The organism is Micromonospora sp. NBC_01740 (assembly GCF_035920365.1).
In the GTDB taxonomy this organism is placed as follows: Bacteria; Actinomycetota; Actinomycetes; order Mycobacteriales; family Micromonosporaceae; genus Micromonospora; species Micromonospora reichwaldensis.
In genome coordinates, this window is record NZ_CP109150.1 from 5,834,491 (window position 1) to 5,856,261 (window position 21,771).

The 21,771-nt window shown below is 74.2% G+C and carries 19 protein-coding genes; 13 read left to right on the forward strand and 6 right to left on the reverse strand.

Annotated elements, in window-relative coordinates; translation table 11 throughout:
- Positions 1-89 precede the first annotated feature (89 nt).
- The 3 genes from OG989_RS25810 to OG989_RS25820 form a co-directional block, all read right to left on the reverse strand.
- Positions 90-695 (reverse strand): copper resistance CopC family protein, encoded by a 606-nt coding sequence (locus tag OG989_RS25810; protein ID WP_151453274.1) that lies wholly within the window; start codon positions 693-695, stop codon positions 90-92.
- Complete coding sequence (locus tag OG989_RS25815; protein WP_225852009.1) at positions 692-1,270, reverse strand: hypothetical protein; 579 nt, start codon at positions 1,268-1,270, stop codon at positions 692-694. Before OG989_RS25815 ends, OG989_RS25810 begins: the two co-directional genes overlap by 4 nt.
- A gap of 113 nt (positions 1,271-1,383) precedes the next feature.
- The gene (locus tag OG989_RS25820; protein ID WP_151453275.1) at positions 1,384-2,457 is read right to left on the reverse strand and encodes a carboxymuconolactone decarboxylase family protein; all 1,074 of its coding nucleotides are present in this window, start codon (positions 2,455-2,457) and stop codon (positions 1,384-1,386) included.
- Positions 2,458-2,652: 195 nt separating this feature from the next.
- Here OG989_RS25820 and OG989_RS25825 point away from each other — a divergent pair, with 195 nt between their 5' ends.
- The 6 genes from OG989_RS25825 to OG989_RS25850 all read left to right on the forward strand — a co-directional run bounded on the left by OG989_RS25825 (position 2,653) and on the right by OG989_RS25850 (position 10,362).
- The gene (locus tag OG989_RS25825) at positions 2,653-3,714 is read left to right on the forward strand and encodes an SDR family NAD(P)-dependent oxidoreductase (RefSeq protein ID WP_327028750.1); all 1,062 of its coding nucleotides are present in this window, start codon (positions 2,653-2,655) and stop codon (positions 3,712-3,714) included.
- Between the two features lie 546 nt (positions 3,715-4,260).
- Positions 4,261-4,830 (forward strand): DUF5987 family protein, encoded by a 570-nt coding sequence (locus OG989_RS25830; protein ID WP_151456143.1) that lies wholly within the window; start codon positions 4,261-4,263, stop codon positions 4,828-4,830.
- A complete protein-coding gene (locus OG989_RS25835) occupies positions 4,827-6,461 on the forward strand; it encodes an FAD-dependent oxidoreductase (RefSeq protein WP_132238204.1) in 1,635 nt (544 codons plus the stop codon). The genes OG989_RS25830 and OG989_RS25835 overlap by 4 nt, the downstream gene beginning before the upstream one ends.
- Positions 6,462-6,562: 101 nt before the next feature.
- Entirely contained in the window at positions 6,563-7,651 is a 1,089-nt protein-coding gene (locus OG989_RS25840) for a hypothetical protein (protein ID WP_327031237.1), read from the forward strand.
- Positions 7,635-9,404 carry an MFS transporter gene (locus OG989_RS25845; RefSeq protein ID WP_327028751.1) on the forward strand — a complete coding sequence of 590 codons (1,770 nt, stop codon included), beginning with the start codon at positions 7,635-7,637 and terminating at the stop codon, positions 9,402-9,404. The genes OG989_RS25840 and OG989_RS25845 overlap by 17 nt, the downstream gene beginning before the upstream one ends.
- A 163-nt stretch (positions 9,405-9,567) precedes the next feature.
- On the forward strand, positions 9,568-10,362 hold the full coding sequence (locus OG989_RS25850; protein ID WP_327028752.1) for a TIGR03084 family metal-binding protein: 795 nt from the start codon (positions 9,568-9,570) through the stop codon (positions 10,360-10,362).
- Between the two features lie 403 nt (positions 10,363-10,765).
- On the opposite strand, the gene OG989_RS25855 is transcribed toward OG989_RS25850, so the two are convergent.
- The 3 genes from OG989_RS25855 to OG989_RS25865 all read right to left on the reverse strand — a co-directional run bounded on the left by OG989_RS25855 (position 10,766) and on the right by OG989_RS25865 (position 14,234).
- A complete protein-coding gene (locus OG989_RS25855; protein WP_327028753.1) occupies positions 10,766-11,221 on the reverse strand; it encodes an SgcJ/EcaC family oxidoreductase in 456 nt (151 codons plus the stop codon).
- A gap of 132 nt (positions 11,222-11,353) precedes the next feature.
- Positions 11,354-12,946: a GMC family oxidoreductase gene (locus OG989_RS25860; RefSeq protein WP_327028754.1), complete on the reverse strand. Its 1,593-nt coding sequence runs from the start codon at positions 12,944-12,946 to the stop codon at positions 11,354-11,356.
- 106 nt (positions 12,947-13,052) lie between these two features.
- On the reverse strand, positions 13,053-14,234 hold the full coding sequence (locus tag OG989_RS25865; protein ID WP_327028755.1) for an acyl-CoA dehydrogenase family protein: 1,182 nt from the start codon (positions 14,232-14,234) through the stop codon (positions 13,053-13,055).
- A gap of 420 nt (positions 14,235-14,654) precedes the next feature.
- Between OG989_RS25865 and OG989_RS25870 the strand changes: the two genes are divergently transcribed.
- The 7 genes from OG989_RS25870 (at position 14,655) to rfbH (ending at position 21,737) form a co-directional block, all read left to right on the forward strand.
- Entirely contained in the window at positions 14,655-15,122 is a 468-nt protein-coding gene (locus tag OG989_RS25870) for an SgcJ/EcaC family oxidoreductase (RefSeq protein WP_132238216.1), read from the forward strand.
- Between the two features lie 37 nt (positions 15,123-15,159).
- Positions 15,160-15,645: an SgcJ/EcaC family oxidoreductase gene (locus tag OG989_RS25875; protein WP_327028756.1), complete on the forward strand. Its 486-nt coding sequence runs from the start codon at positions 15,160-15,162 to the stop codon at positions 15,643-15,645.
- 71 nt (positions 15,646-15,716) lie between these two features.
- A complete protein-coding gene (locus OG989_RS25880) occupies positions 15,717-16,517 on the forward strand; it encodes an SAM-dependent methyltransferase (RefSeq protein ID WP_151456137.1) in 801 nt (266 codons plus the stop codon).
- A gap of 56 nt (positions 16,518-16,573) precedes the next feature.
- The gene (locus OG989_RS25885; RefSeq protein ID WP_327028757.1) at positions 16,574-17,917 is read left to right on the forward strand and encodes a nucleotide disphospho-sugar-binding domain-containing protein; all 1,344 of its coding nucleotides are present in this window, start codon (positions 16,574-16,576) and stop codon (positions 17,915-17,917) included.
- A 183-nt stretch (positions 17,918-18,100) separates the two neighbouring features.
- Complete coding sequence (locus OG989_RS25890) at positions 18,101-19,255, forward strand: DegT/DnrJ/EryC1/StrS family aminotransferase (protein ID WP_151454574.1); 1,155 nt, start codon at positions 18,101-18,103, stop codon at positions 19,253-19,255.
- A gap of 57 nt (positions 19,256-19,312) precedes the next feature.
- A complete protein-coding gene (locus tag OG989_RS25895; RefSeq protein WP_327028758.1) occupies positions 19,313-20,374 on the forward strand; it encodes a glucose-1-phosphate thymidylyltransferase in 1,062 nt (353 codons plus the stop codon).
- 58 nt (positions 20,375-20,432) lie between these two features.
- The gene (gene rfbH, locus OG989_RS25900) at positions 20,433-21,737 is read left to right on the forward strand and encodes a lipopolysaccharide biosynthesis protein RfbH (protein WP_151454572.1); all 1,305 of its coding nucleotides are present in this window, start codon (positions 20,433-20,435) and stop codon (positions 21,735-21,737) included.
- Positions 21,738-21,771 lie beyond the last annotated feature (34 nt).

Genomic DNA, 21,771 nt, shown 5'->3' on the forward strand with positions numbered 1-21,771 from the left:
TGACTTCATCGTCACGCCGCGCCGGCCGGGGCCGCGTCTTCTGCTGTGCGCTCATCCGCCGCGACGGGCGGGGCCGCGCGGTGGGCGGGTCACGGGCCGGTGACGGGCCCCCTTCCCCGCTGCGGACGGAGGAACATCAGCAGCAGGGCCACCGCGACGAGGCCCAGGTCGAGCAGGAGGAGCACGCCGTTGATGCCGTCGATCCGGGCGTGGTCGTGGCTGGCGTTCGCGGCCTCGTCCCCGATCGGCGCGGCGACGGGCCCGGCCGGAACGGCGCCGGGGGTCACCGTGAAGCCGGCCAGCCCGGCGACCTGTCGGCCGTCGGGCAACAGGGCCCGGTAGGCCACGCGGTACGCGCCCGGCCCGGCGTCGCGTACCCGCACGGCCAGGCGGCCGTCGCGGACGGCCGCCTTCCCGATCGAGACGACCGCCCCGGTCGGTCCGGTGACGGCCAGGTGCACGTTCTCGGCCGACTCGGCGCCGCCGAGCGTGAGCGTCACCTCGGCGGGCGCGACCCCGACGACCGACCCGTCGCCCGGGTTCAGCATGAACCTCCGGCTCTCGGCCGGAGTGCCGAAGGCCAGCAGCGCCACGATCGACAGCACGATGCCGACCGCGACGGCGATGGCCGCCCGCTGCACCGCCCCGACGGACGTGGGCGGTGCCGGCGGACGGGCGCCGTCCACGGTGGTCATGACGGCTGGGCCGCGACCTCGGGCTGCCGGCAGCTGCACGACATCAGCTCCGCCTCCGCCGGGGAGGGCCGCAGGTGCAGGTACATCGCGATCACCATCGGCACGAAGACGACCGTGTTGTAGAACAGGTGCAGCTCGACCCGGGGGATCACGACCTGGAGCAGGCTGGTGGGCACGGGGCTGTCGAACAGGTGCCGGCCGGTCTGCGCCTGCAACAGCAGCAGCAGGTGCTCGATGTGGTGCCAGAACTGGATCGCCAGGGCGGCGGTCCACCAGCTCCGGCTGCGCCCGACGAAGCCGGGGCGCAGCATCCACAGCCCGACGAGCATCACGATGGCGTAGCCGTAGTGCAGCCACTCCGAGCTGACCAGCCACGGGAACGGCATGCCGAGCACCCCGCGGGCCTCGGGCCGCGACCAGCCCAGGCCCCAGATCTGGTACGCCTGCACCAGGTGCTCGGCCCAGTGCGCGAGCACGATCACGAGAAAGGCGTTCAGGGCCGCCCGATGGTGTGCGCCGTTGAGTGTCGCCCAACGCCCGGAAGCTCCGGGCAGGGTCGCCTGGTAGCTGGTCACGTTTCCTCCTTGGAAGGGTCACGGGCGCGAGAGACACCACGCCCCTCACCCAGCGTGTCGGCTCCGACACGCCGTCACGTCTCCAATGTTGCGCAGTTCGGGTCGGGGATCCGTCAGACCGGCTCGGGCGAGCCGGCGGGGGCGTACCAGGTGCCGACCCGGCGGGCCGCCGCGAAGCTGGCCCAGGCCACCGCGTCGACCAGGGCCGCGTCGCCCGGCTGGTGGCGGCGGAACTCCGTGACCACCTCCTCGTCGACCTGGTAGGAGGCGAACACGGTCAGCAGGGCCAGGCGGCCGGCGGCCCGCTGCGCCTCGGGCAGCGGCGCGATCAGCCGCTCGCACCACTGTCGACTGAGGCCGGTCTCCTCACCCCGCCAGTCGTCGAGGCGTTCCGCGACCAGCTCCCGGACCGCCGGCGGAACGGCCCGCTCGCCGGCCGCCTCGAACGCCGCGTAGGCGCGGGCCATCGCCCCGGCCACGTGCGGGCTGCCCGCCGCCCAGGCGGCCTCCGCCGGCAGCGGCGCCGGCGGCAGCAGCTCCACCGAGCGGCCCGGCTCGCGGGCGTCGCGCAGCGTCCCCTGCAACACCCAGCCGATGCCCCGCTTCAGGCGCCGGCGCGCCCGCGGCGTCAGCCCCGGCGGGAGCAGGAAGTTGGAGAGGAACACGTTGACCACGCGGGCGATGTAGTGGAAGCCCACCACCACGCCGACCAGCTCCGGGCGGTCCCGCTCCGGAAACGGCAGGACCGGCCGCGAGGTCTGCGGCTGGTGTGCCGTACGGCCCCACTCCGCCGCCACCCGGATGCGCCGGTCGGCGATCTCGGTGAGCCGGTCGGCCACGATCGCCTCCGCGTCGTGCTCCGTGGAGAGCTCGTAGAGCCCGACGCTGTGCATGTCCACGCAGTACGGGCAGATGTTCGCCACGGACACCGCGGCGGCCACCGCCTCCTTGGTCGCCCGGTCCACGTTCTCCGTCGGCAGCAGCGGCTCCCGCATCACCATCCAGTACGCCGCCAGCACCTCCGGCGACGGGGAGTGCAGCTGCGCCGGCGGCACCACCAGCTGCATCTCCTGCGCGACCTGCCGGTAGACGGCGTCCACCAGGCCCCGCGCGGACCCCTGCGGCACCGGCGTGACGTAGTTGACCTGGCGCTGGACCACCGACGAGGCCACCCGACGAGCGATCATGATCTGCCTCCTGCTCTGCGCCGCCCCGCCAGACGGTCACGACGACGGCTCCCACGACTGCGGCAATGCCAGTATTGGGAGTCCGGGGGCGCAGGCAACGCCATCGACGCCGGTTGAGCACCCTGGGAGAAGGAGGGCCCGGCGGCGCCCGCCCATGATGGGCCACGACCCAGTCCCCCACCCGCGGGAGTCGCGATGCTGGTCCTGGTAACCGGTGGCACCGGATTCATCGGCTCCCACTCGACGGCGGCCCTCCTCGACGCCGGGCACCGGGTCCGGCTGCTCGTGCGCGACCCGGCCCGCGCCCGGCGGGTGCTGGCGGCGCTGGGCGCCGACGCCGGGCGCGTGGAGCTGGTCACCGGTGACGTCACCGACCCCGCCGACGTGACCCGGGCCGCCGACGGCTGTGCCGCCGCGCTGCACGCCGCCGGCGTGTACAGCTTCGACTCGCGGGACCGGGCGCGGATGCGGGCGGTCAACCTCCGCGGCACCGAGGTGGTGCTCGGGGCGGCACGGGCGGCGGGCCTCGACCCGATCGTGCACGTCTCCACCTTCGGCGCGCTGCTGCCGGCCACGGGGTCGCCGCTGACCGTCGACTCCCCGGTGGGCGCGCCCCGGGAGGCGTACCTGAGCAGCAAGGCCGCCGCCGAGCACGTGGCGCGCCGGCACCAGGACGACGGGGCGCCGGTGGTCATCACCTATCCGCTGGCCTCGCTCGGGCCCGACGACCCGCACCTGGGCGACCAGACGACCCGGGTACGCAACGTGCTGCGCGGGTTGATGCCGCTGTGGCCGACCGGCGGCTTCCCCGTCGGGGACGTGCGGGACGTGGCCCGGCTGCACGCGGCGGTGCTCGAACCGGGGCGCGGCCCCCGCCGCTTCCCGGCCCCCGGCCGGTACGTCACGACGCGGGAGTTCGTCGACGCGCTGCGCCGGGTCACCGGGCGGGCCCTGCCCACCCTCCGGCTGCCGGCCCCGGCCCTGCTGCCGATGGGCCACCTGGTCAGCGCGGCGCAGCGGCTCTCGCCCGTGCACCTGCCCGCCGAGCACGGCGCCATCTACCTGTGCGCCACGGCCCGCCCGATGGACGGCACGCCCACCGAGGATCTGCTCGGGTCGGCGAGCCGGTCGCTGGACGAGACCCTGACCGACACCGTGCGCTGGCTGCACCGGACCGGGCGGCTGAGCCGCCGGCAGGCCGGGCGCGCCGCGCTCCCGGCGACCGCCCCGCCGCGCCGCGCCACCGAACCGGCCTGACCCCCGCCCCGACCCGGCCGGACTGCGCTGCGCGGGCCGCCCGCCCGCGCGGACCACGCCGCCGCAACGCGCCGGCCAGGGCACACCGCACCGGCTCCCAGATCGTGCCGCTCGCGAGAACGGGACGCGCCGCGAGGACAGGGCGCGTGGCCGGGCACCGGGCCCGGCCCCACCGTTCGCCGCGGCCGGGCCGCGGTGTCCGCCGCCCGGGACAGCCCGCCGTGTCCGCCGCACGGAGCGGTCGGCGCCGGCCGCGTGGAACGGGGCGCGGAAATTGCGCGCCCGCCGCCGTACGCAATTTCCACGCCAATCGTCCCGGCCGTCGGGACATCGGCCTCAGCAAAACAGAAGATGCGTCCCACCTGCGTCGGTAGCCACGATGATGCAGAACTTCGCGCACCGTCCACGCCGCACGGAAAGCATTTCCGGGCGACCACCAATTCATCCCTTGCATCCGTCGCCCTAGCGGGCGGTGGTCAAGGCTGCCCGAAAACGCCCTGGCGGGACCGGTAACCGACGCGCCCGCCCCAGAAGGAGGTAGCCGCCGTGCAACCGGAAACACCCGAGGAGCAGCAGGCACGCGTGCTGACGCTGGAAGCGTTCGCCGACACCATCATCCCCGGGGCGAAGCGGTCCGCCGACGACCGGGCGATCGCCGGCGTCTCGACCGACGGCGGCGCCGTCGAGTGCGGGGCGCTGGCCCTGATGGAGGACCCGGCCGGCGGGTTGTCGCTGATGCTGGGGACGCTCAGTGAGGCCCTCAACGCGCACGCGACCGGGTACGCCGAGGCGAACGGCCTGGCCCTCGACCCGGCGGTGCCGCCCTTCGTCGCGCTGGCGTTCGACCACCGCACCGCGCTGCTGAGCCACCTGCTCGCCCCGGACAACCCGGAGAAGGAGATGTGGGTGGGGCTCGCCCTGTTCAGCAACATGGCCTACGACAGCGCCGCCCACATGAACACGCTCGACGCGCTCGCCGCCGGGCATCCGGGGCTGCTGGCGATTCGCATCACCCAGCCCGACGACGACGGGCTGTGGCGGTTCCCCGAGTACTCGTACGGACGCCCGCTGTCGCGACTGCACCCACACACCACCCCCACAGGGAGCCCGGCATGACCAGTAGCGCAAGCACCGACGTCGTGGTGATCGGCAGCGGCTTCGGCGGCGCGATCCCGGCCTACCACCTGGCCGCGGGCGGGGCGCGGGTGGTGGTCCTGGAGCGCGGACCGTGGCTGTCCAGCGAGGAGTTCGACCACGACTTCAAGCTCGGCTCGTCGTACACCCGGATCTTCGACTTCACCGTCGGCGACGGGATGAGCGTGCTCGGCGGCAACTGCGTCGGCGGTGGCAGCGTCGTCTACTTCGCCACCATGCCGCGCGCGCCGCAGTTCGTCTTCGAGCGGCAGGGCAGCATCGGCCGCCGGATGTGGCCGGCGGCCATCACCCGCGCCACGCTCGACCCGTGGTACGACCGGGTCTGCGAGTCGCTGCCGGTGACGATGCAGAGCTGGGACAAGGTGCCGTACGCCGGCGGCCTCTTCGCGGCGGCCTGCGCGCACGCCGGACGCACCGCCAACCCGGTGCCCTCCGCCGTGGACGTCGACAAGTGCACCAACTGCAACTGGATGATGGCCGGGTGCCGCTTCGACGCGAAGCGCTCCCTGCTGCTCAACTACCTGCCGGCCGCCCTGGCGCACGGCGCCGAGATCCGGCCGTTGCACGAGGTGCAGCACCTCTCCCGCACCGAGGACGGCGGGTACCGGGTGCACTACCGCATCGTCGACGCGGAGGACTACCGGATCCTGCATGACAGCGGGACGATCGACGCCAAGATCGTCATCGTGGCGGCCGGGGCCGGGGCCACCCCGGTGATCCTGCAACGCTCGGAGCCCACGCTGGGCACGATGCCCCCCGCCGTCGGCCGGTACTTCTCCGGCAACGGCGAGCGGCTCAACACGGCCGTCTTCGACGACGACCGGGTCCGGGAGGTGCTCGGGCTCAGCCGCCCCAACGGAAAGGGCTACGACGCCAACCAGATCGGCCGCGGGCCGACGGTGGCGACCTGGGACCGGCTCGACCCCGACCTGCCCGAGTACGAGCGGTACTCGCTGGAGCAGCTCTTCTTCCCGCTGGGGCTGGGCACGATCCTCGCCCAGGTGCCCGACGCGCAGGGCCCGAGCTGGTTCGGCCTGGAGAAGAAGGAGATGCTGCGCCGCTGGCAGTCGTGGCTGACGCTGTTCACGATGTCGGAGGACGACAACGAGGGCGTCTTCGGGCCGCCGCCAGCGACCGGCAACGCCGACCGCATCTCCCAGCAGATGCTCGGCCGGGGCCCGTTGCGTTACCGGCCCACCGCCAACACGCTGCGGGGCTGGGCCGCCGCCGACGCGGACGCCCGGGACATCCTGGAGCGCGACGGGCTGGCCCGGGTGATGCCGTGGACCAACGACGTGGTCGGCGCGTACACGGTGCACCCGCTGTCGTCCTGCCGGATCGGCGACGACCCGGCGACGTCGGCCCTCGACGACCGGCACGAGCTGCGGCAGCACCCCGGCATCTTCGTCACCGACGGCTCGGCGGTGCCGGGCGCGCTCACCGTCAACCCGGCCCTCACCATCGCCGCGCTGGCCGAACGCGCCGTGCCCGGCATCGTCCGCGCGGCGCAGCAGCGGGGCATCGACGTCACCTACCACGGCTCGCTGCCCGACGGCACGGTCACCGCGGTGCCCCAGGTCGTGCCCAGCTAGGACCACGACGGGCCGGGGGCGCGCCCCGCCCCCGGCCCCGGCCCGCCCGACCAGGAAGGAAACCGATGGGCAGGCGACTGGCTCGGGTGACGAGCCGCACCATGCTGACCCACGTCCGGCACGTGACGCCGGTCGCCCCGGAGGCCGCCGACGGGCCCGTCGCGCGGGTCTACCGGCAGATGGCCGACGACTTCGGCGTCCTCGCGCCCCCGGTGCTGCTGCACTCCCCCGCCCCCGACGTGCTGCGGGCCTGCTGGCTGATGCTGCGCGAGACGCTGCTCGCCGAAGGGCTGGTGGGCCGCGAGGCCAAGGAGGTGGTCGCCGCCGCCGTCTCCGAGAGCAACCGGTGCCCGTACTGCGTGGAGGTGCACGGCGCCACGGCGGCCGGACTGCTGGGCGACCCGGGCGGGTGGCTGGGCGCCGGGGTCGGCGGGATCGGCGACCCCCGGCTGCGGGCCCTGGCCGAGTGGGCCCGGCACAGCGGGGACGCCAGCGCGGCGCGCCGCCGTCCCCCACCGTTCCCCGCCGCGCACGGGCCGGAACTGATCGGCGTGGCGGTGGCCTTCCACTACCTGAACCGGATGGTGAGCGTCTTCCTCCAGGACTCCCCGTTGCCGCCGGCGCCGGCCGGGATCCGCGCCGGGGTCCGGCGGACCGCCGCCCGCATCATGGGGGCGCTGGCGCGCGCCGGACGGCCACCCGGCCGGTCCCTGGAGCTGCTGCCGCCCGCGCCGCCGGAGGCCGACCTGGCCTGGGCCGTCGGCCAGCCGCACGTGGCCGCCGCCTTCGCCCGGGCCGGCCAGGCGGTCCACCACGCCGGTCAGGCCGCCCTGCCGGAGCACGTCCGGCGGCGGATCCTGGCCTGCCTGGCCGGCCCGCCGCCCCCGGAGCCGGGCGGCGGCCGGTGGTTCGACGCCGCCGTCGCCGAACTCGCGCCGGCCGAGCGACCCGTCGCCCGGCTGGCGCTGCTGACCGCGCTCGCGCCGTACCGGGTGACCGACGCCGACGTCGCCGCCTGCCGCGACGGCGGCGCCGACGACGCCGCGCTGGTCACGGTCACGGCCTGGGCGAGCCTCGCCACGGCCCGCCGGATCGGCGCGACCCTGTACGAGGACGGCCTGCGGCCCGCCCCGTTCGGCGTGCCCGACGCCGACGACGAGCAGGAGGCGTCGCGTGCGGAGCAACCGTGACCCGGAGCGGGGCGCCGAGGCGGTGACGACGCCGCGACCGGTCAACCCGTGGGCGGCCCTGCTGGTGCTGTGCCTCGGCAACTTCCTCATCCTGCTCGACACGAGCATCGTCAACACCGCCGTGCCGGACATGATGCGGTCCCTGGACACCGGGATCGACAGCATGCTCTGGGTGCTGAACGGTTACCTGCTGGCGCTGGCGTCGCTGCTGATCGTCGCCGGGCGCCTCGGCGACCTGTTCGGCCCGCGTACCGTCTTCATGGCCGGCATGGCGCTGTTCGCGGTGGCCTCCGTGCTCTGCGGGGCGGCCCAGTCCCCGGGGCAGCTCATCGCCGCGCGGGTGGTGCAGGGCGTGGGCGCCGCGGCGCTGCTGCCGCAGGCGCTGGTCCTCATCTCCGGCATCTTCCCGGCCGCGCGGCGGGGCGCCGCCTTCGGGATCTTCACCGCCGTCGCGGGCGTGGCCGCCGTCAGCGGCCCCACCCTCGGCGGTCTCGTGATCACCCGGCTCGGCTGGGAGTGGATCTTCTACCTGAACGTGCCGCTCAGCGTGGCGGGCGTCGCCCTCGCCTGGTGGCTCGTCCCCGACCTGCGCACCCGCCGGCCGCGCCACCTCGACGTGGTCGGCGTGCTCCTGGCCACCGCCGTGCTGGTGGGCCTCATGTACGCCCTCATCGAGGGCGAACGGCACGACTGGGGCACGGTACGCGGGCCCGTCAGCATCCCGGCGATCCTGGCCGCCGCGGCGCTGTGCGGAGTGGTCTTCGCGCTGCGCGAGCGCCGGCAGCGGGAGCCGCTCGTCCCGCCCGGGCTGTTCCGACTCGGCAACTTCGGCCCGGCGACCCTGATCACGCTCGTCAGCTCCTTCGGGCTGTACGGCTTCCTGCTGGTCTTCGTGATCGAGACGCAGGCGCTGCTCGGCATGAGCCCGCTGGAGTCGGGCCTCGCCGCGCTGCCCTGGACGGTGGTGCTCAGCGCCGTCGCGCCGGTCGCCGGGCGGCTCACCGACCGGCTCGGCGGTCGGCGCCTGCTCGCGGGCGGGCTCACCGTGTACGCGCTCGGCGTGCTCGGCATGGCGCTGCTGGTCACGCCGCACTCCACGGCCGGCACCTTCGTCCTGCCGCTGGTCGCCGTCGGCATCGGCATGGGGGCGTCCATCGCGCCGACCACCACCGAGGCGATGCGCCACGTCCCCGCCCAACTGGCCGGCGCCGCCGCGGGCGTGCTGAACACCGCACGGCAGGTCGGCGGCGCGCTCGGCGCGGCCGTCGTCGGTGCCGTCCTGCAACACCGGCTCGCCGACACCCTGCCCGAGGCCGCCCGCGCGGGGGCGGCGCAGCTGCCTCCCGAGGCCCGGGCGGACTTCCTGCACGGCTTCGGCGGGGCCGCCGGGGAAGGCGTCAAGCTGGGTGCCGGCCAGGCCGGCGGGTTCGTCGTGCCGCCCGGAACCCCGCCGGAGCTCGCCGACCGGTACCGCGACGTGGCCGCCGGCGCGTTCGCCGACGCGTTCCTGCCCGCCGTCCGGCCGGCCCTGGGGGTGGTGGTGGGCGTCCTGCTGCTCGGCGGGCTGTTCGCGCTCCGGCTGCGTGGGCGCCCCCCGACCGGCGACGAGGCGGATCCGTCGGTCGACGGCACCCCGCCGGTCGACGGCGGGCCGGGCCGCGAGGCCCCGGAGACGGTCGGACCGGGACGTGGCCGCCCGTCGCGCTCCGCACAGTGGGAGAAGACACCCACCACGCCACCCGCCGATGATTGATGCGCCGGCACCGACCCGATCGGCCGGCTCCCCCGTCAACCGCCGGCCGTACGGCGCCGGCGACGTGCGCCACCGCACCGGTCGAGGTCACCCCCCGCGACGAAGCCCGGGGCCCGCATCGTCCGTCCGGGTCGGGGCGGCACCGCAGCGAGAGGATGAGCGCGTGGCAGAACAGGACGTGTTCGCCGCCCTGGAGGCCGAGGGCGACGACGTCGACCGCATGGTCGCCGAGCTGGACGACGCCGGGTGGCGGACCCCCACCCCCGCCGAGGGCTGGACGGTCGCGCACCAGATAGCCCACCTGACCGCCACCTTCCGGATGGCCGGCCTGGCCGCCGCCGACCCGGACGGTTTCCAGGCCCTCATGTCGCGCATGAGCGGCAACTTCGACGCGAACGTGAACGCGGCGATGGCTCCGTACCTGGCCGAGGCGCCGGCGGCGCTGCTGGCCCGGTGGCGCGAGGAGCGGACCCTCGCCGAGAAGGCCCTCGCCGCCGTCCCGGCGGGGCAGCCGGTGCCCTGGCTCGTCCGGCCGCTCCCGGCGCCGGTGCTCGCCGCGGCGGGGATGATGGAGCTGTTCGGGCACGGCCAGGACATCGCCGATGCCCTCGGCGTACGCCGCCGCCGCACCGACCGGCTCCGGCCGCTCGTCGAGTTCGCGGTCCGCACCTGGGACTTCGGCTACCTGGCACGGGGGCTGGAGGTGCCGAGCAGCACGTTCCGCTTCGTCATCACCGCCCCGTCGGGCGCGGTCTGGTACTTCGGGCCGCCGGACGCCGAGCAGATCGTCAACGGCACCGCCGAGGACTTCTGCCTCCTGGTGACCCGGCGTCGGCACCGCGACGACCTGTCGCTGAAGGCCGTCGGCGCCGAGGCCCACCACTGGCTGGACATCGCCCAGGCGTACCGGGGCCCGGCCGGCCCGGGGCGGCGGCCGGGACAGTTCGCCACCTCCTGACGTCCCGTGCGCCCCGGCCGGACCGCCGGGGCGCACGGGCCACCCCGCGACCACGGCCGAGCGCCGTGGTCGCTTCCGTGTGCCCGGCCCCGCCATCGCGTACCGCCTGCGGCCGACCGGGGTCGGCACCAGGGCCCGACGCGGCGCGACGGCGGACCAGGACCAGGACCGGGGCCAAGGCCAAGGCCAAGGCGCCGCGAGCACGCGAACCATCGGGCCCGGCGGGCCTCGTCCCGGGAGGCGACGGAGGGCGGCCGGACGGCCGGACGTACGACGAACCGCCGCCGGCGGGCCGACGGCGGACGCGGGGTACGACGCGACCCGGGCCCGGGAGCGGGACGCGGCCGGCCGGAGCCGGTCGTCGCCTCCCGCGCCCGGGCCCGGGTCGACGGGGTGGGCCGGGTCAGCCCTTGACCGGGCTCGACTGGTAGGACAGGACCCGCCAGTCGTCGTCGACGCGGACGGTGACGAAGACGATGCGGCTGCTCCGCTCGGGGGCGACCCCGGTCTCGCCGGCCAGCAGGATGCCGCCCTCGGCGACGACCAGGGCGGAGTCCCGGTGCAGCATGCTGATCTCGACGGGCTCGAAGGTCATCCGGGCCCCCTTGTACGGGCCGGCGAACGCGTCGGTCAGCCAGGCGCGGATCTCGTCCCGGCTCTTCAGCTGGTCGTCGCCCATCAGCATGCTGCCGTTGTCGGTGAACATCTCGGCGATGGCGTCGGCGTCGTTGGCGTCCCAGTTGGCCCGCACGCGCAGCGGCGCGGTGAAGGCGTGGCCCTCCTCCCCGTTGCTGTACGCCCCGTAGTGCTTCGCCCACTGCTTGGACTGCTCGACGAGCGACGCTGCCTTGTTGGTCATGGTGTGCTCCTCTGCCGGGTGTCGGATGTGAGTGGTCGCCGGCGCTCCGGTCGCGTCGGCGCGGGTACCGCTGGTGGTCGCCGCCTCGGGCCACGGCCGGTCGCGTCGCCGGCCGCAGCCCCGCCCGACGCGCTACCGCGCCGGGCCCGCCGCACCGGCGGCCAGCGCGGGTTCGGTGGCCGCGGCCACCCCCTTGATCAGGTCCGCGGCCTTCTCGCCGATGGCGATGGTCGCGGCGTTCGGGTTGCCGCTGACCAGGCGGGGCATCACGGACGCGTCCGCGACCCGCAGCCCGTCGACGCCGAGGACGCGCAGCTCCGCGTCGACCACGGCGCCCATCGCGCAGGTGCCGGCCGGGTGGTAGATGGAGTGCGCGTACTGGCGGACGTAGTCGCGCAGGTCGGCGTCGGACTCCGACGCCGGCGGCCGGAACGGCCGCTCCGTGTACGGCGCGAGGGCCGGCTGCCGGGCGATGTCCAGCCCGATCCGCAGGGCCGCCACCGCGTCGTCCAGGTCGGACTCCTCGGCGAAGTAGTTGTGCACGATCTTCGGCTTCGCGGTGGGGTCGGCCAGGGCGAGCAGCACGCTGCCCCGGCTGCGCGGCGCCAGCATCGACGGACCGTAGGACAGGGCGTGGTCCGTGGGCGTGCCCAGGCCGTTGTCGGCGAACATCACCGGCGCGGAGAGGAACTCCACGTCCGGCGCGGCCAGGCCGTCGGAGGTCCGGACGAACCCGCCGGCCTCCGGGCCGTTGGAGGTCATCGGCCCCCGCCCCTCGGACATGAACTGCTCGAGGTCGTCCGGGGTGCCGGCGGCGATCAGGCTGACCGGGTGCGAGTGGGCGTAGATCAACGGCACCAGGACGTGGTCCTGGAGGTTCTGCCCGACCTGCGGCTGGTCCAGCACGACCGGCACTCCGAGCGCCGTGAGCAGCGCCGCCGGCCCGATGCCGGAGAGCATGAGCAGCTGCGGCGAGTTGTACGCCCCGCCGGACAGCACCACCTCCCGCTCGGCCCGGATCTCGACGTCCTCGCCGAGCCGCTGGCCCACCACGCCCACCGCCCGGCCGTTCTCGATGAGCACCCGGTGCACCTGGAGGTTCACCTCGACGGTCAGGTTGGGCCGGTCGGCCACGGGGTGCAGGAAGGCGGTGGCGGTGCTGGCCCGCCGGCCGTCGCGCTGGGTCAGCTGGAACAGCCCGAAGCCGTCCTGCTCGGCGCCGTTGAAGTCGTCGTTGGCGCCGAAGCCCGCCTCCTGGGCGGCGGCGACGAAGGCGGCGGACATCGGGTTGCGGGACCGGCCGTCGGAGACCCGCAGCGGACCGCCGGCCCCGTGGTAGGCCGACTCGCCCCGCTCGTTGTCCTCCGACCGCTTGAAGTACGGCAGCAGCTCGTCGAAGCTCCACCCGGGCTGGTTCCACCCGTCGAAGTCCGACCGGTGGCCCCGGACGTAGATCATGGTGTTGATCGAGCTGGTGCCGCCCAGCACCCGGCCGCGGGGCAGGTAGATCCGGCGGCGGTCCAGGTGCGGCTCGTCGTGCGTGTCGTAGTCCCAGTCGAGCTGGGTGCGGAACAGCTGGCCGAACGCCACCGGAACGTGCACGTTCTGCGCCGTGTCCGCCGGGCCGGCCTCGACGAGGCAGACCCGGACGTCGGGATCCTCGCTCAGTCGCGCGGCCAGCACGCAGCCCGCCGATCCCGCCCCGACGATTACATAGTCGTACATCCACCCCTCCTCGTCGCGTGCCCGCCCGCAGGCGTGACATCAGCGCAGCTGGTACGGATCCGGGGCGGCACCCGGCGTCGCCGGGTGCCGCCGCCCGGGCCCGGTGTCAGATGTAGAAGCTGTTCGGCTCCTGGCCGCAGAGCACCCGGCCGTAGAGCTCGAAGTTGGTCTGCGGGGTCATCAGGGCGTGCAGGTTGACCGTGTGCACGTCCCGGGCGATCCGCTGGATCGGCACCGAGCTGTAGACCGAGGAACCGCCGCTGGCCAGGGCCAGCACCTCCACCGCCTCGCGGCCCAGCTGGCAGACCGCGCCCACGTCGGCGCGCGAGCGGACCCGCTCCTCGAGCGTCCACGGCTCGCCCGAACGGCCCTTGCTGTCGGTCAGGTCCGCGACCCGGTAGCCGTGGAACTCGGCCTGGTCGGCCTTGAGCGTCGCCTCGGCCACCTGGAGGTGGGTCACCGGCGCCTCGGCCTGGCTGCCGTAGTCGGTGTAGGTGATCTTCCGGCCGGGCAGCCGCTCGAAGAACACCTCCCGGGCGGCCCGGGCCAGCCCGATCACGGTGCCGACCGAGGACGCGGCGGCGACGCCGAGCAGGGGCGCCCGGTACATCGGCGACTCGGCGTTGAGCTTCGAGGCGTACTGGCCCTGAAGCACGGCCGGCAGCGGCAGCACCCGCTCCTGCGGCACGAAGACGTCCCGGGCGACGGTGGTGACGCTGCCCGAGCCCCGCATCCCCGCGGTGTGCCAGTCGTCGACGACCTCCAGGTCCGACATGGGCACCAGCATCATGAGGGGCATCGGGGTGCCGTCCGGCGCCGCCCCCATCGCGATGATCTCCTGCCACTGGCTGTGCAGGGCTCCGCTGATGAAGCCCCACTGGCCGTTGAGCAGCACACCCCCCGGCCGGGGCTGCGCGTTGCCGGTCGGGCTCAGCGTGCCGCAGACCCGCACGTCGGGCGTGCCGAAGACCTCGTCCTGCACCTCGTCGGGGAACATCCCGACCATCCAGCCCGGGATGCACCACACCGAGGCGGTCCAGGCGACGGAGCCGTCACCCCGGGCCAGCTGGGCCGTCACGTCGGTCAGCGTCCGGGTGTCCGACTCGTACCCCCCGTACCGCTTCGGGATCCGCATCCGGAACAGGCCGGCGTCGGCCATCGCCTCGACCACCTCGTCGTGCATGCGGCGGTTCTCCTCGGACCAGCTCGCGTGCTTCTGCAACAGGGGCACCAGCTCCGTCGCGCGACGCACCAGTTCCGTGCCGGGCACCGTCTGGGTGACGTCCACCCTGACCTCCTCGATAATCGTCGGTTCGGCGGTTACACCACCGCCGCGTGACCGCCGGGCGCACGGCACGGGACCGGGCCAGCGGGGGCATCCGCCCCGGTCGCGTCCGGTCCGGCCAGCCGTCACCGGCGGCGGGCGGCGCGGTCGCTCGGGGCGCGCCCCGCCTGGGGTGGCCCTGGCATCGTCTGCTCCCGCCGGAGGTCGACGCATCTCCGCAAGTGCGGTGTCGCGGGATTCGCCGCCGGCCACTCCCGCGCCCCGCCCCGACCGGCCGGCTCGACGGCCTGCCCCGGCCTGCCCGGCAGCGCAATCAGAGAGATGCAGTCGGTGACGGGCCCCGGCAACGATTCGGGGTAGCGATCACGACCGGTACCCGGCGTCGGCGCATCCCGCCGCCCGAACCGACGAAGGAGCACCCCCATGACCACGACCACCCAGGCCAACCGACCCGACCTCGACGCCTACTACGGCCCCTTCACCAGTGAGAAGGAGAAGGAGGCCCTCGGCGTTCCGCTGCGGCTGGTCGCCGCCTGGAGCCGCAACGACGCCGCCGGCGTCGCCGACAGCTTCACCGAGGACGGCATCCTCATCCTCCCCGGCGACGTCTACAAGAAGGGCCGCGACGAGATCTACTCGTTCATGGCCGCCGCGTACGCCGGCCCGTTCAAGGGCACCGGCGTCACCGGCAACCCCGTCGACGTGCGGTTCGTCAACGACGAGGTCGCCCTGCTGCGCACCCATGGCGGCATCCTCGCCCCCGGCGAGACCGAGATCGCCCCGGAGCTCGCCGTCCGCTCCACGTGGATCGTCGTCAAGCGCGACGGCGAGTGGAAGCTCGCCGGCTACCAGAACAGCCCGCGCGGCGCCGGCGCGACGCTGCGCTGGTGACCGTCCATCCCCCCGTGACGATCGGCAAGGAGCACCCATGACCACCAAGGCAGCGTCGCGGTGGGGCGACGCGACGGAGATCCTCGAGGCCGCCCGCGTCGCGGAGGACCACTCCTACTACCGGGAATTCGTCAGCGACGACGAGAAGGCCGTCCTGGCCGTACCGCAGCTGATCCAGGCCGCGTGGAAGGCCAACGACCCGGACTTCTTCGCCGACCTCTTCGCGGAGAACGGCAGCCTGCTCATGGGCGACGAGCAGCTGACCAGCCGCGACGAGATCCGCGCCTTCATGACCAAGGGGTTCGCGGGCCCGTACCGGGGCGCCTACGTCAAGGGCTACCCGGTGTCGGTGAACTTCCTGCACCCGGACGTCGCCATGGTGGTCACCGGCGGCGGCATCATCCTCGCCGGCGAGAGCGAGGTCGCCCCCGAGCGGCACATCCGGGCCACCTGGATCATCGTCCGCCAGGACGACGGCCGCCCGCTGCTGCTCTCGCACCAGAGCAGCCCCGTCACCGGCTGACCCCGGGGGCCGGTCCCGTCGGGGCCGGCCCCCACCCGCACTCCCAACCAGCGACGTACGAGGAGAGACCGATGTCGACAGAACCTGCCCAGTCCGTGGAGCGGCCGTCGCCGGCGCGGATGTACGACTACTTCCTCCACGGCACGAACAACTACCCGGTGGACCGGGCCGCGGCGGAGGCCGTGATCGGGCGGGTCGGACAGACGCTCACCCGCGACGTGGTGTGGGAGAACCGCCGGTTCCTGGGCCGCGCCGTCCGGCACCTCGCCGAGGAGTGCGGGATCCGGCAGTTCATCGACGTCGGGGCGGGCCTGCCGAGCCAGGAGAACACCCACCACGTGGCGCGGCGGGCCGTCTCCCAGCCCCGGGTGATCTACGTGGACAACGACCCGGCGGTCGCCGAGCACGGCAAGCGCCTGCTCACCGAGGACGAGCGGGCCAACACCGGGATCTTCACCGCCGACCTGCGCGACCCCGGCTCGATCCTCGACCACCCCGACACCAAGTCCCTGATCGACTTCTCCCAGCCCGTCGGCGTGCTGTTCATCGCGGTCTTCCACTTCATCCGGGACAGCGAGGACCCGAAGGGCATCATCCGGGCCTTCCGCGACCGGCTGGCGCCCGGCTCGTACCTGGCCCTGTCCCACCTCTGCGTGGAGGGCGGGCCGGACGAGGAGCGCCAGATGATGGAGGACAGCTACCGCAACGCCACCGCGCCGATGGTCTACCGGACCGCCGCGCAGATCGCCGACCTCTTCGAGGGCTTCGAGCTCGTCGCGCCCGGGCTCGTGCCGACCGGCCGCTGGCGGCAGGACGACCCCGACGCCACCTCCACCGACCGGATGTACGCCGGGGTGGCCCGCAAGCTCTGACCCGTACCGCCGACCGCCGCACCGCACCCACCAGGACCGCACAACCGAGGAGAGACATGCGCGTCGTGTTCGCCCTGTGGCCCAACCCGGCCCACCTGTACCCGCTGGTTCCGCTCGCGTGGGCGTTGCAGAGCGCCGGCCACGAGGTCCGCGTCGCGTCCCACCCCGTCCTGGCGGAGAGCACGCTGGCGGTCGGGCTGACCCCGGTCGCGGTCGGCGACCCGGAGATCATGCCGATGGGCCCCGGTCGGCCGCAGCCGCGCAGCGTCAAGCAGCGGCTCGACCGGATCACCGAGGCGCTGGAGCTGACCCCGGCGGACAAGGAGGTCTGGGACGTCTTCTACCAGTTCATGCTGCCGTCCATGTGGGACTTCCACCCGGTCGGATCCACCGCCCGCGACCCGCACCCGGTCCTCGACGACCTGGTCGCCTTCACCCGCGACTGGCAGCCCGACCTGGTGCTCTGGGACCCGTGCTTCCCGGCCGGCGCGGTGGCGGCGCGCGTCGCCGGTGCGGCGCAGGCGCGGCTGCTCTGGGGGCTGGACTACTTCGCCTCGACCATGGACCGCTTCGCCGAGGCCGCCGCCCGACCGGGCCCGGGCCCGGAGGAGAACCCGCTGGTCGAGACCATGCGGCCGGCCGCCGAGCGGTACGGGCTGGAGATCGACGACGAGCTGCTGCTGGGCCAGTGGACCGTCGACCCCACTCCCCCGGGCGTACGCCTGCCCACCAGCGTCCGGACCGTGCCGACGCGCTGGGTGCCCTACTCGGGGCAGACGGTGCTCCCCCGGTGGCTGCACCACCGGCCGGAGCGGCCCCGCGTCGCGCTCTCCCTCGGGCTGTCCCAGCGGATGTACTTCAAGGGCGGCTGGGACCACGTGCCCGGCCTGCTGGAGATGGTCTCCGACCTGGACGTCGAGGTGGTCGCGACGCTCAACGCCGACCAGCTGGCCGGCATGCCCACCCTGCCGAAGAACGTCCGCGCGGTGGACTACCTGCCCCTGACCCAGCTGCTGCCGTCCTGTTCGGCGATGGTGCACCACGGCGGCATGGGCACCTTCGCCAGCGCGGTGGCGCTGCGGGTGCCGCAGCTGATCACCGACTCCGACGACGACAACGGCATGATCACCATCGAGGCCGACGGCCTGGAGTGGTCGATGGCCACGAAGCACATCGAGTCGTCGGTGACCGCCCGCTGCGTCGCCGAACGCGGCGCGGGACTGGTCCTGGACATCAAGAACCTCTCCGTGGACGCGATGCGCAAGCAGCTCGTCCGCGTGCTGGACGAGCCGGCGTTCCGGCAGGGGGCCGACTCCCTCTACGACGACCTGCTCGCCACGCCCAGCCCGACCGAGACCGTCCCGGTGCTGGAGAAGCTCACCCGGCGGTACCGGGCCTGACCCGGCACCGCCGTCGCCGCCGGCGGGCGGGCCCCTGCGCACGCCCGCCGGCACCGTCCGCTCCCGCACCGCCCGCCCGCGGCCCACCCGGGTGGCGCGCCCCGCGCCGCCCCGCTGCCGGCTGCCCGCCGCCGCCCCCGCGTCGCCGCCGGTGCACGGGCGTCCTCGACGACAGGAGAAGCGATGATCAACGTCTTCCAGCCGACCCTCGGCGCCGAGGAGCTCGACGCCGTGCGCGCCGTCTTCGACAGCAGCTGGCTGGGGCACGGGCCGCGTACCAGGGAGTTCGAGCAGGAGTTCGCCGCGCACGCCGGGCTGGTGCCCGAGCGGACCATCTTCATCAACTCGGCCACGGCCGGGCTCTTCCTCGCCGTGGAGCTGTTGGCCCTCGGGCCCGGTGACGAGGTGGTGCTGCCCTCGATCAGCTTCGTCGGCGCCGCCAACGCCATCGCCTCGGCCGGCGCCCGGCCGGTCTTCTGCGATGTCGATCCGCGCACGCTCAACCCCTCCGTCGCCGACGTGGAACGGGCCCTGACCCCCACCACGAAGGCGGTGATCCTGCTGCACTACGGCGGCGTGCCCGGCGAGGTGGCCGAGATCGCCGAGCTGTGCCGCCGGCGCGGGGTCGCCCTGGTGGAGGACGCGGCGTGCGCCGTCGCGTCGACCGTCGACGGGCGTCCCTGCGGCAGCTTCGGCGACATCGCCATGTGGAGCTTCGACGCGATGAAGATCCTGGTCACCGGCGACGGCGGGATGCTGCACGTACGCGACGCGGAACTGGCCCGGCGGGCCCACCGCCTGGCGTACCACGGCCTGGAGCACGCCAGCGGCTTCTCCGCCGCCGGCAAGGGGGTGCCGCACCGCTGGTGGGAGCTGGACGTGCGGGAGTTCGGCCGCCGGGTGGTCGGCAACGACCTCACCGCGGCGATCGGCCTGGTCCAGCTCCGCCGCCTGCCCGGGTTCGTCGCGCGCCGGCGGGAGATCGCCGCGGAGTACGACCGCCTACTCGCCGACGTCGAGGGCGTCCGGCTCCCCCCGCCGTTGCCCGCCGGGCAGCGCAGCTCGCACTACTTCTACTGGGTGCAACTCGACCCGGAGATCCGCGACCAGGTGGCCGCCGACCTGCTCGACATCGGCATCTACACCACGTTCCGCTACGCGCCGCTGCACAAGGTGCCCGCGTACGGCGCCGGTTGGCACCTGCCCGGCGCCGACGAGGCGGCACGGACCACCCTCCTCCTACCGCTCCACCAGGGACTGGACGATGCAGACGTACGAACGGTCGTCGACGGCTTGCGCAAGTCCGTCGAGCAGCGGCAGGGCGGCACCCGTGACTGACCCGACGGCGCGGCCGGCCGCCGGCCCACCCGGGCGGCGGGGCGCCGGGGGTACGCGATGAAGGCCCTGGTGCTCTCCGGCGGCGCCGGCACCCGGCTGCGCCCGCTGAGCCACTCGATGCCCAAGCAGCTCGTCCCGGTGGCGAACAAGCCGGTCCTGGAGCACGTGCTGGAGAACGTCCGCGACGCCGGGGTGACCGAGATCGGCGTGATCGTGGGCGCCTGGGCCGACCAGATCAGCGAGGTCCTCTCCGACGGCTCCCGCCTCGGGGTGCGGCTGACCTACCTGCGTCAGGACCGGCCCCGCGGGCTGGCCGACTGCGTCCGGCTGGCCCGGCCGTTCCTCGGCGACGACGACTTCGTCATGTACCTCGGCGACGTCATGCTGCCCGACGGCGTGGCCCGGTACGCCGACCGGTTCCGCCGCCACCGGCCCGCGGCCCAGGTGCTCGTGCACAAGGTGGACGATCCGCGCGCCTTCGGCATCGTCGAACTCGACCCCGACGGTACGGTACGCCGCCTGGTGGAGAAGCCCCGGCAGCCGCGCGGGGACCTCGCCCTGGTCGGCGTCTACTTCTTCACCCCGGCCATCCACGCCGGCGTCGACGCCATCACGCCCAGTGCGCGCGGCGAGCTGGAGATCACCGACGCGGTGCAGTGGCTGGTCACCAACGGCGCCGAGGTGCGCGCCAGCGAGTACGACGGGTACTGGCGCGACACCGGCCAGGTGGCGGACCTGCTGGCCTGCAACCGGCACCTGCTCGACGCCCAGCCGCGCGCGGTCGCCGGCAGCGTCGATCCGGCCAGCGAGCTGACCGGCGCCGTGGTCGTGGAGCCGGGCGCCCGCATCGTCGCCAGCCGCGTCGAGGGGCCGGTGGTCATCGGCGCGGGCGCCGTGGTCGAGGGCTCCCGGATCGGCCCGCACACCGCGATCGGGCCCGGCTGCCGGCTCGTCGACGCCGAGGTGGCCGACTCGATCGTGCTGGCGGACGCCTCGATCACCGCCGTCCGTGGACTGCGCGGCTGCCTGATCGGCCGCTCCGCCACGGTCAGCCTCAGCCCGGCGGCCGGAAGCCGGCTGGTGGTCGGCGACCACAGCCGGATCGAGTTCGCCGCATGACGCCCGTACGGCCGCCGACCGACGCCCGCTGCCGGGCACGATCCGAGAGGAAGATGGGATGAGCGACCCCAAGGCACTGCTGCTGGACAGCGTCCGCAAGTACCACCAGGAGGTCCAGGAGGAGCGGCCGTTCGTCCCGGGCGAGACCGAGATCTGGCCCTCGGGCGCGGTGCTGGGCGCCGAGGAGCGGGTGGCGCTGGTCGAGGCCGCGCTGGACCTGCGCATCGCGTCCGGGCAGAACGCCCGCCGGTTCGAGTCGGCCTTCGCCCGCAAGCTGCGGGTCCGCAAGGCGCACCTGTGCAACTCCGGCTCCTCGGCCAACCTGCTGGCGGTCTCGGCGCTCACCTCCGCCCAGCTCGGCGACCGGCGGCTGCGCCGCGGCGACGAGGTGATCACGGTGGCGGCCGGGTTCCCCACCACGGTCAACCCGATCCTGCAGAACGGGCTGGTGCCGGTCTTCGTCGACATCGAGCTGGGCACCTACAACGCCACCGTCGAGCGGGTGGCCGCCGCGATCGGCCCGAAGACCAGGGCCATCATCCTGGCCCACGCGGTGGGCAACCCGTTCGCGGTCGCCGAGATGGCGCAGCTCGCCAAGGAGCACGACCTGTTCCTCATCGAGGACAACTGCGACGCGGTCGGTTCCTTCTACGACGGCCGGCCCACCGGCAGCTTCGGCGACCTGGCCTCGGCGAGCTTCTATCCCGCGCACCACATGACGATGGGCGAGGGCGGGTGCGTGGTCACCAACAACCTGGCCCTGGCCCGGATCGTGGAGTCGCTGCGCGACTGGGGCCGGGACTGCTGGTGCGACCCGGGCAAGAGCAACACCTGCATGAAGCGGTTCGAGCACCAGCTGGGCACCCTCCCGGAGGGCTACGACCACAAGTACATCTACTCGCACGTCGGGTACAACCTGAAGACCACCGACCTGCAGGCCGCCCTGGGGTTGGCCCAGCTGGCCCGGGTCGACGAGTTCTGCGCCGCCCGGCGGCACAACTGGCGGCGCCTGCGCGAGGGCCTGGACGGGGTGCCGCACCTGCTGCTGCCCCACGCCACGCCGCGCAGCGACCCGAGCTGGTACGGCTTCGTGATCACCGTGGAGCCGGGGGCGCCGTTCGACGTGCCCGAGCTGGTGGGCTTCCTGGAGGACCGCAAGATCGGCACGCGGCGGCTGTTCGCGGGCAACCTGACCCGCCACCCCGCGTACGCCGACCAGCAGTACCGGGTGGTCGGCGAGCTGACCAACAGCGACATCGTGACCAGCCAGACCTTCCACGTCGGGGTCTTCCCCGGGCTCACCGACGAGATGATCGACTACGTCGTCTCGTCCATCCGGGAGTTCGTCAAGACCTACGGCTGACCGGCGGGATCCCGCCCTGGGACCCGGCAGCTTC